The following is a 12,606-nucleotide window of genomic DNA, read 5'->3' as shown; positions in this document are numbered from 1 at the left end:
TTAGAATTTGAATCCTTTGTGCAGTGCAACAATCCCACCCGTCATGTTGGTGTAGTAAACCTGGTCAAAGCCCGCATCTTCCATCATGCCCTTCAAGGTTTCCTGATCAGGGTGCATACGGATGGATTCTGTCAGATAACGGTAACTGTCCGCATCATTCACAACCATCTGACCGATTCGGGGCAGAACATGGAATGAATAAACATCATAAATCTTACTTACTGGTGCCAGTACAGGTTTGGAAAACTCCAGCACCAACAAACGTCCACCTGGCTTAAGTACCCGATACATGGAACGTAGCGCTTTTTCTTTATCCGTGACATTACGCAAGCCAAAGGAAATGGTAATACAGTCAAAGTGGTTATCCGGGAAAGGCAGTTCTTCGGCATTGGCTTGAACATAACTGACATTGCCTACGATACCGATATCACGTAATTTTTCGCGTCCAACTTTCAACATTGAGTCATTGATATCCGCCAGAACAACTTGACCTTTTTCCCCCACCATTCGGGAGAATTTTGCGGTTAGATCACCTGTCCCACCAGCGAGATCAAGCACCTTATGACCACGGCGAACACCACTTGACTCAATAGTGAAACGTTTCCAGATACGGTGAATGCCAAATGACATTAAGTCATTCATTAAGTCATATTTCGAGGCCACAGAGTGAAATACCTCTGCCACCATCTCTTTTTTTTGTTCTTTGGCTACGGTGCGGAAACCAAAATCAGTGGTTTCTTTTGATTGATCTGCCATGTTATTTGTCCGCTTTTTATTCAAAAAAAATTTATAGTCAGTGTACCAGCCTTTCCAACAAAACCCTATTCAGACTTCACTCATTCACCTGCAACGATTGGAAAGATTTATCAATCAACTGTGAATCAATAGGACGCTTTACATCCACGCCTAAATCACGAAATGCTTCGGCCTGACTAATTAAATTACCTCTGCCCTCAACAAGCTTTTTCATTGCGAAATGGTAACTCGCCTGTGCTTTATTGAGACTGTGCCCCAATCCTTGCATATCATCCACAAACAACCGCATTTTGTCATACATTCTGGCGGCCTTATCAGCTATCAAACGTGCATTTTGACTTTGATATTCATAACGCCACAAGTTATTGATAGTACGAACAGCAACCAGCAAAGTTGATGGACTAACCAGCATAATATTATGTTTCAATGCTTCATCAAGTAATTCTGGCGCCTGATTGAGTGCCACCAAATAAGCGGGTTCCACAGGAATAAACATCAAAACATAGTCCAGTGATCGCAATCCGGGTAATTGTTGATAATCTTTTCGGCTCAGGCCACGAATATGCCCTCTGATGGAGTTGATATGTTCATGTAATGCTTGCGTCTGTTGTTCTTCGCTATCACTATTAAAATAACGTTCATAAGCAACCAGGGACGTTTTGGCATCAATAATGACATCTTTTCCCTGCGGCAGATGCACGATCACATCAGGTTGAAAACGCTCGCTGTTTTCAGCCTTAATATTGACCTGTGTATCGAATTCATATCCCTCACGCAAACCAGACGCTTCCAAAATTCGAGCCAATACCATCTCTCCCCAATTTCCCTGCATTTTATTGTCTCCTTTCAGGGCTTTGGTAAGATTGACGGCATCTTTTGCCATCTGTGCATTGAGTTGCTGAAGATTACGAATTTCATGAGTCAAAGTATGGCGCTCACGGGCTTCTTGTCCAAAACTGTCTTGTACCTGACGGCGAAATCCCTCAAGTTGTTCACGAAATGGCATCAGAAGATTATTGAGATTTTGGCAATGATATTCATCGGTACGGCGTTGATTCTGCTCAAAGATACGATTGGCAAGATTTTCAAATTGGGTACTTAATCGCTGCTCACTGTTGATCAATAAACGCTGCTTTTCCTCCGCAGCCAGTCTGGTTTCTTCAAGCCGCGTGCTCAACTCCCGCAACTCAGCTTCCTGCACACTGTTAATTTCGCGTTGAGCCCGTAACTCCTGGTTTAGTTGATCGCATTCAGTGCGCCAATAGTGGGATTGCTCCAGCTTTTCATGACTAACAGCCAGTTGGCTATATAACTCACGCAGTTCCTGCTCTTTCTGCTGAATTCTCTGCTGAACAGAAAGCCAGACGAAGATCCCTCCGCCCAGCAATCCACCTAAGCCACCGATCAGCATGTATAACCACTGAATATCCACCTATACACCCTCACTAACTCTATTATTTTTAACCCCATTCTTTGTTAACCCTATTCTTTATTGGCACTATTACCGATAAATTTCAGTCAACTTTTCTGAGTCACTCGCCTCAATGTAAGTTAAATAGATGCTGTATAGATGTCCAGAGTATTTAATGGCTTTCTTTCAGTTTGCAAAGCAGCTCGCAATTACCCCATCCACTCTGCCAACCAACGCAGACCAAATGCCCCTGGTGCTAAGATACCGAATGCCCAAATCAATGCAGAAGCTAAGTTAGCAAGCTGAAAATGACGTTTTGGCATGGCACAAATTCCGGCCACCAGCGGTACAACTGCTCTCAACGGACCAAAAAAACGCCCAATGAAAACGCCCCATACGCCCCATCGTTCAAAGAAACGATGTCCGCGAACCAACGTTTGAGGATGGCGAGAAAGCGGCCACATCTTGCCGACATCTTCTTTGTAATGGAAACCAAACCAGTAAGAAAGCCAATCACCAAAGAAAGCGCCGGCTGCTGCGGCTATCCATATTGGCCAGAAGGTTAACCCACTTTCACCAATCAATGCTCCTAATCCCAACAAAATGATTGTTGCTGGTAACAATAGGGAAATAAATGCCAACGATTCACCAAATGCCAGTAGGAAAATGATGGGAATTGCCCAAACTTCATGGGCTTTTACGAAGTTTATGACCAGTTCGATAATTTCATGCAGACTCACATTAATCTTTCCTGTGTTATCAGTGGGATGGTATAGATTAGCCCTGAACAATCCGCCCAATGCTAACCTGATATTTTTATTCAAGAAAATAAGCTTGTAGTTTTTCGCGCGCAGCGATATTGAGTCCGATATCTTTTTCCAGCCAAATATCTACACTGCCATAATGCTGGTTAATGCTATCGAGTGCAGTCAGTAAAAACTCTTCCCTCACTGAATAAACATAGGCAAATTTTTCGACCACACTTTCACGCATAATTTTTGCATGTTCACTCAATAAATAGTCTCGGTATGGAGCTAACGTGACATTGGTCAACAAATAATCTTCCATCACCGTATCCAGATCAGCACCCAATGCGAATAAAACCAGTGCAGAGCCCACTCCTGTCCTGTCTTTACCAACCGCACAATGTTGCACAATGCCACCTTTCTCTGGTCGCAGCAATAATGTCGCTAACGTCTTATATGCTGGATTGTTAATGGGTAACAATTCATATAAGCGAGACATAAATGTTTTCGCGTCGAATTGCTCCAATATTTCCTTGTCTAACTTATCCAGATTAGCATCCACTTCTTTGGAAAGAGGGTTGGCAGGAGCATGGTGATAATGCGCCCCATTCCATACTCGATCTGGTTTATCCATAACTTCGCTGCTATCACGATAATCAATGATCTGCAAAAGGTTTTGATCCACTAAAAAAGCCTGATCGTTTTCTGTCAGCCTATCCAGTGAACCGGAACGAAATAACAATCCTGGTTTAATCTTGGCGCCGTTGTTCAGTGTCTTATTACCTAAATCACGAAAATTAATGCCGCCATTCAAAGGAAGTAGTGAAGGATGAGATAGAAATGTTGTGGTCATAGTCACTCTTGTTGCGATTAAAAAATAGTTAATAGAACAAACTATCTATTAGTACAAAATGCTATGACATTAGCAAATTTTGACATGAAGGGAAGAAAAGATCGCACAAACGATAGGGCCAGAATGTTCTGACCCTCAATGAAAGGCATTACAGCAGGCGACGGGCAGCCTCCACAACTATCCCCAGCGTATTGCTTTCTGTTTTCTTCAGTAATTCTGCATCTGGGATTTCCTGTTGGGTACGGTTAACAATCACACCCGCCACCATACCAGCACGCAATCCCTGACTCGCACACATGGTTAGCAATGTTGCTGATTCCATCTCAAAGTTCATTACGCCCATTTCTTGCCATTCTTTCATCGAACCCTGGAAACGCCGAACGACACGGCCAGAATAAGTATCGTAACGTTCCTGGCCCGGATAGAAGGTATCGGAAGATGCAGTAATACCAACATGGGTAGCAGCAGAACCAGATGCTTTTGCGGCTTCATACAAGGCATTTGTACACTCAAAATCAGCAACCGCAGGGAACTCCATTGGGGCAAAGTGCAAACTGGCACCGTCCAAGCGAACTGCGGCCGTCGTAACCAATATATCCCCTACATTAATATGTGGCTGAATTGCCCCAGTTGTTCCGATACGCAGGAAAGTACGTACTCCTAACTGTGCCAGTTCTTCTACAGCAATCGACGTTGAGGGGCCTCCAATACCTGTAGAGCAGACAACCACAGCCTTTCCGTTAATTTCTGCACGCCAGGTTGTAAATTCACGGTGGGAAGCCAAATGTACTGGGTTATCCATCAGTCGCGCAATTTTCTCAACACGGTTAGGATCGCCGGGTACAATCGCGAGAGTTGCGCCTTGCAGGTCGCTTTTGGTGATACCTAAGTGAAACACATCAGACATATCAGACTCCTCAACGGACATGATTCAAAATATGAATACCTAAATTTAGTCAATACTCTGACATTTTTTAGTGATTGAAATCATCTTTAATTAACATAAGAAAGAAACACATACATAAATTTGTGATAAAAATCACATTTAAAAGATAATGCTCTCTACAGAGTACTATCACCATTCACATAAGCCATTCACATAAAAAGTTACATGACGAGATTAAGAAGCAGTACACCACACAATCCGATCCCCCATGCAATTGTGGTGGGAATCGACCAGACGATAATCTGCTGCCTCGCACTTTTAATGCCCATCATCCGGTTAACCACCCAGAAAAAACAGTCATTGAAGTAACTGAAAAACAGTGTACCCATCATCGCAGCTTGAGCCGCCACCAACATATTAACATCCGGTATCTGCTTGATAACCGGCGCAGAAATAGAAGCCGCAGTTATCATTGCCACTGTACCAGAGCCTTGAATTATGCGTATGAGCGTTGCAATGATAAATGGGATCAAAACCGGTGTTATGGGCAGGCTGGCAATATAATGCGCTAATATCGTCCCTGTTGAGCCTTCGTTCAACACTGCGCCTAATGCTCCTCCCGCTCCTGACACCAACAAAATAATGCCTACAGTTTTTAACCCTGTTTCCAGATGTTCTATCACTTCATGCTTACTGACGTTTGGCATTAAGGTATAAACCGCCAGTAATACACTGATTGCTAGCGCAATAATGGGTGATCCTAGAAAATCAAAAATCTGAAAATAGACAGCGTTCTCCTGACCAGCAAACTCATCAGTTCTCAGTATCATTCCACTAATTACACCAATAAAAATCAGGACAATTGGCACGACGATGGGTAAAAGAGAAAGAAATAGGCTTGGAAGTGATTTTTGCTCTTTTTCTTCCATATAACGCTGATGTACTTGTGGCAAATTTTCTGCATTTTTTTCTGTATCACCAAGTTGATATTCAGGATATTTAATCTCCAACCACTTTGCATAGCAGGTAATCCCTATGACACAGGGCACTGCCAGTATCATACCAGCCAGCATCATTTGGCCGATACTCACCCCGAATATTCCGGCGACACCAAGCGGCCCAGGTGTTGGAGGAACGATATGGTGAGTCACCACTAACCCTCCCGCCAGAGCAACCCCAAGGGACAATACATTGCGTTTACCTTTCTTCGCCAATGCCTTCACCAGCGGATAGAGGATCACAAAAGCTGAATTCACAAATATGGGGATACTGACAATATAACCGGTAATCGCCAAAGCCCACTCTTCGCGCCTTTTACCTAACCATTTAATCAGGCTATAAGCGATCTGTTCTGTTGCTCCCGATACTTCTAATATTCTCCCCATCATGCATCCCAATCCAATCACGATACCGATGTTGCCTAATGTCGAACCAAATCCTTTGGTGATCACCTCAACGACATTACCTATAGTCAAGCCGCCTGATATTCCGGCGATTATTGCCGCAATTAGCATAGCAATAAGGACATGAACGCGAGTCCGCAAGACCAGAAAAACCAGCGTAAATACCGCCACTCCCAACCCAATAATTGGAATATAAAACTCCATCACAAAACCTCATTAAAAATGGATAAATTGGAACATGCCATATTTGTTATGCTTTTCGCTATCAGAAATCGATATTTTTCCAAGGAAAATTTTAGATAGCATCTGTTTTATAAAACAATCCACAAAAATGCATTGCATAAGGGAGAAAATAATTATTTTTTATGAATCAGGGCAGTGACAATGAGAGAGGATAGTTGAGATGAAAAATGAAAATCGCCTGACTATTATGAGAACAGCTATTTAGAAACTCTAAATTTAAAATCTGTTGGCACGGATCTGTTGAAAATTAACCTGCCAGGGAAATAAACTTCTTTTTCACCCGCCACATTGCACTAACTGTGGCGGGTATTTTCAGCTCATTTAAACTTAAACTGATCGATTAAACTTTAAGTTAACTGTTTAATGAAGAGCGCAAGCGTTTTGCCGCTTCAACCATGTTTGCCAACGCTTGTCTGGTTTCCGTCCAACCGCGAGTTTTCAAGCCACAGTCAGGGTTCACCCACAAACGCTCGACTGGAATACGATCAGCCGCTTTGCGTAGCAACGCCTCAATCCATTCAACACTAGGGACGTTTGGTGAGTGAATGTCATACACACCAGGCCCTATCTCATTCGGATATGCGAAATCTTCAAACGAATCCAGCAATTCCATATCCGAGCGTGAGGTTTCAATAGTGATCACATCCGCATCCAGTGCTGCAATTGACGGCATGATGTCATTGAACTCGCAATAACACATATGAGTGTGGATTTGGGTATCATCTTTCGCAATTGCTGCGCTCAATTTAAAAGCATCCACCGCCCATTCCAGATATTCCTGCCACTCTTCTCTGCGCAATGGCAAGCCTTCACGCAATGCAGGTTCATCAATCTGGATAATACCAATGCCTGCCTTCTGCAAATCATCAACTTCATCACGCAAAGCCAGTGCGATCTGTTTAGCGATGGTTTCACGGCTGATATCTTCCCTTGGGAATGACCAACAGAGAATGGTCACAGGCCCCGTCAACATGCCTTTGACTGGCTTATCAGTCAAAGATTGCGCGTATGTCGCCCAGTTTACCGTTATCGCCTCTGGACGGCTAATATCGCCAATGATTACCGGTGGTTTCACGCAACGGGAGCCATAACTCTGCACCCAACCATTTTGAGTAAAGACATAACCGTCAAAGTGTTCACCGAAATATTCCACCATGTCGTTACGTTCAGCTTCACCATGTACCAATACATCCAGCCCTAAACGCTCCTGCTCTTGGATCGCCTGTTTGATATGCTCACTGATATTGGCTCGGTAGTGCGTACTATCCACCCGACCCTTTTTGAAATCGAGACGCAGGCTACGAATTTCCGTTGTTTGCGGGAATGAACCTATGGTTGTTGTTGGCCACAGCGGTAAGTTATAACGTTGACGCTGGAGCTTAGCACGTTCAGGATATACCTGATTACGTTCACTATCCTGTGGCTTAATTGCCGCAATGCGCCCAGCAACCGCTGGATTATTCACCCTTGTGGAACTGCGACGAGCGCGAATTGGGGCACTATAAGCATCCAGCTCAGCCTGTTTATTGCTTTCTGGCGCATTCAATGCTTGTGATAACAAAGAAAGTTCCGCACATTTTTGCAATGCAAAGGCAAACCAGCTTTTCACTTCTTCATCCAACCCTGTTTCATCATTCAGATCAATGGGGCTATGAAGCAATGAACAGGAAGTGCCGATCCACACATTTCTCTTACCAATCAATGGTGCAACAAGCTGATATTTCTCACTCAAATCAGCTCGCCAAACATTGCGGCCATTAATTACTCCCAATGAAAGCAACCAATCTTCCGGCAGAGAGTTATCCAAATTCTCAAGAGAATCCCTTCCTGCAACCAAATCAACATGCAATCCTTGCACTGGCAGCGATTTAATTATCTCCAGATTGTGACCGATGCTATCGAAATAGGTCGTCAGCAACAATTTCACCTGTCCCTCAAGTGCTTGATAAGCCGTTGAGAATGCCGCCAGCCATTCTTCTGGTAATTCCAGTACCAGAGCCGGTTCATCAATCTGTACCCATTCAATGCCACGTTTTGCCAGTTCTGCCAGAACTTGCTGGTATACCGGCAGGATATCTTTTAATAGAGACAAGCGATCAAAAACTTTGCCTTTCACCTTACCGAGCCATAAATAGGTCACAGGTCCCAAAAGAACAGGTTTTACGTTGTGCCCCTGTGCCAAAGCTTCATCAACTTCGTCCAATAATTGGGTCCAACCCAACTTAAATTCCTGCCCTTCCTGAAATTCAGGCACAATATAGTGATAATTTGTGTTGAACCATTTCGTCATTTCCGAAGCAGCCGCAGGTGTACCTGTTGGTGCCCGACCACGAGCGATACGGAACAGGGTATCCAGATCAATATTGCCATCTTCATTTTGATGACGCGGTGGAACATTGCCCAGTAACAGGCTTGTAGTCAATACTTGGTCATACCAGGCAAAATCACCAACGGGGACTAAATCAACGCCCGCTTCTTTTTGTTGTTGCCAGTGATGTGCACGCAATTCTCGGCCTGTCTCCAGCAATTCCTGTTGAGAAATTTTGCCTGCCCAATAGTTTTCTTGCGCCTTTTTTAGTTCTCTTTTCAATCCGATACGTGGAAAACCTAATGTATGATTCAAAACTGTCATGTCGTCACCCGTAAATTTTTAGCCGTCTAGATGTTTACACTTCTATAATCAACAGGTAGTGTATAAACCACAAGCGCAAATTATTCATTATCATCTTGAAGGTTTTTCATGATCGAACTAAAACACTTAAAAACACTACAAGCACTGAACCATTGTGGCTCACTCGCAGCAGCAGCAAATTATTTGCATCAGACACAATCTGCCCTTTCTCATCAGTTCAGTGAATTAGAACATCGGCTGGGATTTAAGTTATTCATTCGTAAAAGCCAACCCTTGAAGTTAACGCCTCAAGGAGAAGTGTTATTAAAGTTGGCAGAGCAAGTCTTACCTTTGGTGACAGCTTCCTTACGTCAATGCCATGAGCCGGAAGAGACAAACTTACGCATTGCCATTGAGTGCCATAGCTGTATTCAATGGCTGACACCAGCACTTAAGCGTTTTCGTGAAAGTTGGCCGCAGGTTAATGTGGACTTTAAATCTGGCGTGACATTTGATCCTCAACCTGCACTGCAAAAACGCGAGCTGGATATTGTCCTGACATCTGACATTATTGCAGACAGTAATCTGCACTATACGCCGCTGTTTGATTATGAAGTGAAGTTGGTGATCGCGCCGGATCATCCACTGGCAAATAAACGCGATATCCGTCCACAAGATCTCGCCGCTGAAACTTTGCTGATTTATCCGGTCCAACGCCAACGGATGGATATCTGGCGACGTTTTCTCCAGCCTGCGGATATTACCCCAACATTAAAAACTGTCGACAATACGCTATTGCTGATCCAGATGGTTGCCGCCCGATTGGGTATTGCCGCGTTACCACACTGGGCGGTGGAAACATTCGAAAGACAAGGGTTAATTGTAACCCAAACATTGGGAGAGGGATTATGGAGCAGATTGTACGCTGCCAACCGAGAAGGGGAGCAGCACCAACCCGCTATTGATACCTTTATTCGTTCTGCGCGCCAGCACGCGGTGGACAATTTGCCGTTTGTGAAACGGGTTTCAGTATCCAACGGCGATGCACCCAAAGTGACGCAACAATCAGGCTGCCTCCAATGGTAAAGCTCAGCCAATTAGGATGCTGCTGCCAAATTGCAAAATTGACCAATAACCCCGCCGGAACCAACATATTATTCATAATTGCCAGTGTTCCGGCATCCACTTGGGTGGCACCATAGTTCCACATAAAGTAGCCAATCCCCGACGCCCCAACACCCAGCCAAATCAAAACGCCCCACTGTAGCTGAGTTGTTGGCAATTTTTGTGAATCACCAAACATTAGCCAGCCGATGATGGCAACAACACAAGCGCCTAGGTAGAACCATGAAAATGCCACTCGTTGCGGGATCGGATGAATCTCCATCAAACGCTTATAACCGACCTGACCAATCGCAAAGAAAATATTTGCCAATTGCACTAACAGCAAGCCAATCCAGAAAGATTCACTCAATCGGTCATAGCGAATAATCGCTGCACCAACCACTGCCAATAAAGAACTCAAGGCATAACCCCAGCGTAATCGCTGGCGCCCCATCAGATCATAAACTAATGTGACATAGAGCGGCGTCATGATGGTAAACAGCAAAAATTCTGCCACAGTCAGGTAATGATAGGCATGAAATACAAACAAATACATCACACCAAGCTGACAGGCACCCACGGCCATATACAGTGAAATAACTTTCAGAGATAATCCACGCCAGCGCAAAAATGGTAAAAAAACCATTGCTGCCAACATTACCCTGACAAGAACTGAAAACCAGCTATCAACCTGACCAGCGAGATAAGCGCCAATCAGGCTAAATGAGGCGGCCCACAAAAATGTTGTGATCGTTAACAGCCACATAATTTATTGGTCTTTTACCTTTTATTGATCTTTCTCCACTAAAAGCGCTTCTAGCAAATCAAGATCATGCAGCAACGTTTGTAGTGTTTCATTACTAATTTTACGGGTTGCACGCAGGTGATATAACTCTCCTCGTTCAGCCCTTAATGCCGTCAAACGGAAGCGACGTTCCAAATCTTCAACCATCAGGTTATGCTCGATTTCATCCGTCCCCGCAGTACGGCGCCGTAAATAACCGGTAACGCGAGAAGCAATTTCACTAATAACTTCTGCATCCAGTTTTTCTTCAGTGCTGGCCGACAGACGCTCTTCCATCTTATTCATACTGACAATAGCAACTTCAGCCATTGCCGATTTTGCCATTCTGATTTCATTAAGATCTGCCAGCTTATCACCGACTTTCATACCACGCAGCAGCAAAGGCAAAGCGATAACCCCAACAAAAAGGGAGAACAAAATCACACCCGCAGAAATGAAAATCAACTGATAACGTGCGGGGAATGGATCACCATCTGGCAAAAACAATGGCACCGACAATGCACCTGCCAGCGTAATTGCCCCACGAACCCCCGCAAATGAAGCCAACCATAACTCACGGGTCGTATAAGAGGCAAAGTGAAGCGGTTTTTTCTTTATCAGCATTTTGCTGGTATTTTTCATCAGCCATAACCAACTGAATCGCAGTAATACCAGTGCAACGTAAATGATGCCAACAGCAGCGAACAGCATCCAGGTTTCAACATTTGGGTCAAGCTCAGCTTGAGCTACCGATGTTTCCCAAATGCCCGGCAATTGCAGCCCCAGCATGATAAACACCAGGCCATTAAAGACAAAAGCCAGCATTCCCCATACATTATCGGCACGCAGACGCATATCCAGTGGTGCATTGCGGATCACTCCTGCCTTACTGATAGTCATACCTGCAGCAACCGCAGCCAGAATCCCTGATACACCGATATGTTCAGCAATCATATAAGAAGCAAACGGTAACAGCATCATAAACATGATTTGAGTTGCAGGATCATCCCCACTCCAGCGACTCATCAATCTCAGTGATTTACTGTATAACCATGTGATAGCAATACCCGACAACAAACCACCAATCGCAACCTTGAAAAACTCCACCGTTGCGCCAGTGACAGTAAAGACCATCGTGCCCATGGCAATTGCCACGGCAAATTTCAGAGCCACCAGACCCGAAGCATCATTCATTAATGCTTCCCCTTCCAGCACGCTCATCATATTCTTAGGAATACGCCCTTTTCCAACAATTGATGACAATGCCACCGCATCTGTTGGGGATAATACCGCCGCCAGTGCAAAAGCAGCAATAAGTGGGATACTCGGTAATAACCAATAGATCAAATAACCAATGCCAATAACCGTCACTAATACCAATACTAAAACTAAAATGACGATTTCACGCCCATGCTGGAAAAACTCTCTAGTCGGTGTTTTCCAACCATCAACAAATAATAAAGGAGGGATAAGTAATACGAGGAATAGCTCAGGATCGAAAGTAACGTGTAAACCAAAATGAGGCCAAGCCAGCAACGCTCCCATTGCTATTTGCACTATCGGCAAGGGGATACGGAACGGAATCATTTTAGTAAGAACACCAGAAACTGACACCACCAAAATCAAGATCAAGATAGTAAAGAATATTTCCATGTTACCCTTACAAATTGCCAAAAATCCGTCAGTGGAAAGATTGTGACTGTTTTTTACTGTTAATAATAGCGCTAATAACCATAAATATTACAGTTATTAAATAAAATCAAAAAGCAATCACATTGTGAATCAATAAGCATTGATTCATTTTTCTAT

The 12,606-nt window shown here is 44.0% G+C and carries 10 protein-coding genes; 1 reads left to right on the top strand and 9 read right to left on the bottom strand.

Going from position 1 to position 12,606, the window contains the following annotated elements:
* The 7 genes from ubiE to metE form a co-directional block, all read right to left on the bottom strand.
* Positions 1-756 (bottom strand): bifunctional demethylmenaquinone methyltransferase/2-methoxy-6-polyprenyl-1,4-benzoquinol methylase UbiE, encoded by a 756-nt coding sequence (gene ubiE, locus BDE27_RS18810; protein ID WP_099131509.1) that lies wholly within the window; start codon positions 754-756, stop codon positions 1-3.
* Between the two features lie 76 nt (positions 757-832).
* The gene (gene rmuC, locus BDE27_RS18805) at positions 833-2,188 is read right to left on the bottom strand and encodes a DNA recombination protein RmuC (RefSeq protein WP_099131508.1); all 1,356 of its coding nucleotides are present in this window, start codon (positions 2,186-2,188) and stop codon (positions 833-835) included.
* Positions 2,189-2,376: 188 nt separating this feature from the next.
* A complete protein-coding gene (locus tag BDE27_RS18800) occupies positions 2,377-2,907 on the bottom strand; it encodes a DedA family protein (protein WP_099131507.1) in 531 nt (176 codons plus the stop codon).
* Between the two features lie 76 nt (positions 2,908-2,983).
* Positions 2,984-3,766, bottom strand: coding sequence for a tyrosine-protein phosphatase (locus BDE27_RS18795; RefSeq protein WP_099131506.1), 783 nt, complete (start codon positions 3,764-3,766; stop codon positions 2,984-2,986).
* A gap of 148 nt (positions 3,767-3,914) precedes the next feature.
* Positions 3,915-4,673, bottom strand: a complete 759-nt coding sequence (gene udp, locus BDE27_RS18790; protein ID WP_099131505.1) for a uridine phosphorylase — start codon at positions 4,671-4,673, stop codon at positions 3,915-3,917.
* Between the two features lie 200 nt (positions 4,674-4,873).
* A complete protein-coding gene (locus tag BDE27_RS18785; protein ID WP_099131504.1) occupies positions 4,874-6,259 on the bottom strand; it encodes a GntP family permease in 1,386 nt (461 codons plus the stop codon).
* Positions 6,260-6,650: 391 nt separating this feature from the next.
* Positions 6,651-8,930 carry a 5-methyltetrahydropteroyltriglutamate--homocysteine S-methyltransferase gene (gene metE, locus BDE27_RS18780; protein ID WP_099131503.1) on the bottom strand — a complete coding sequence of 760 codons (2,280 nt, stop codon included), beginning with the start codon at positions 8,928-8,930 and terminating at the stop codon, positions 6,651-6,653.
* Between the two features lie 108 nt (positions 8,931-9,038).
* On the opposite strand from metE, the gene metR reads away from it, so the two are divergent.
* Positions 9,039-9,995 (top strand): HTH-type transcriptional regulator MetR, encoded by a 957-nt coding sequence (gene metR, locus BDE27_RS18775; protein WP_120211394.1) that lies wholly within the window; start codon positions 9,039-9,041, stop codon positions 9,993-9,995.
* Here the strand turns inward: metR and BDE27_RS18770 are convergent.
* On the bottom strand, positions 9,880-10,779 hold the full coding sequence (locus BDE27_RS18770) for a carboxylate/amino acid/amine transporter (RefSeq protein WP_099131502.1): 900 nt from the start codon (positions 10,777-10,779) through the stop codon (positions 9,880-9,882). The genes metR and BDE27_RS18770 overlap by 116 nt on opposite strands.
* Before the next feature lie 21 nt (positions 10,780-10,800).
* Positions 10,801-12,450: a Na+/H+ antiporter gene (locus BDE27_RS18765; protein ID WP_099131501.1), complete on the bottom strand. Its 1,650-nt coding sequence runs from the start codon at positions 12,448-12,450 to the stop codon at positions 10,801-10,803.
* Positions 12,451-12,606 lie beyond the last annotated feature (156 nt).

It is taken from the genome of Xenorhabdus ehlersii (assembly GCF_003610465.1).
GTDB lineage: Bacteria > Pseudomonadota > Gammaproteobacteria > Enterobacterales > Enterobacteriaceae > Xenorhabdus > Xenorhabdus ehlersii.
This window is presented reverse-complemented; position numbering and strand designations above follow the sequence as displayed.

Coding starts and splice junctions, on each gene's coding strand:
- udp (WP_099131505.1), bottom strand. CDS start 4,673: ATGTCTGATGTGTTTCACTTAGGTATCACCAAAAGCGACCTGCAAGGC.
- BDE27_RS18795 (WP_099131506.1), bottom strand. CDS start 3,766: ATGACCACAACATTTCTATCTCATCCTTCACTACTTCCTTTGAATGGC.
- BDE27_RS18785 (WP_099131504.1), bottom strand. CDS start 6,259: ATGGAGTTTTATATTCCAATTATTGGGTTGGGAGTGGCGGTATTTACG.
- ubiE (WP_099131509.1), bottom strand. CDS start 756: ATGGCAGATCAATCAAAAGAAACCACTGATTTTGGTTTCCGCACCGTA.
- metR (WP_120211394.1), top strand. CDS start 9,039: ATGATCGAACTAAAACACTTAAAAACACTACAAGCACTGAACCATTGT.
- BDE27_RS18765 (WP_099131501.1), bottom strand. CDS start 12,450: ATGGAAATATTCTTTACTATCTTGATCTTGATTTTGGTGGTGTCAGTT.
- BDE27_RS18770 (WP_099131502.1), bottom strand. CDS start 10,779: ATGTGGCTGTTAACGATCACAACATTTTTGTGGGCCGCCTCATTTAGC.
- metE (WP_099131503.1), bottom strand. CDS start 8,930: ATGACAGTTTTGAATCATACATTAGGTTTTCCACGTATCGGATTGAAA.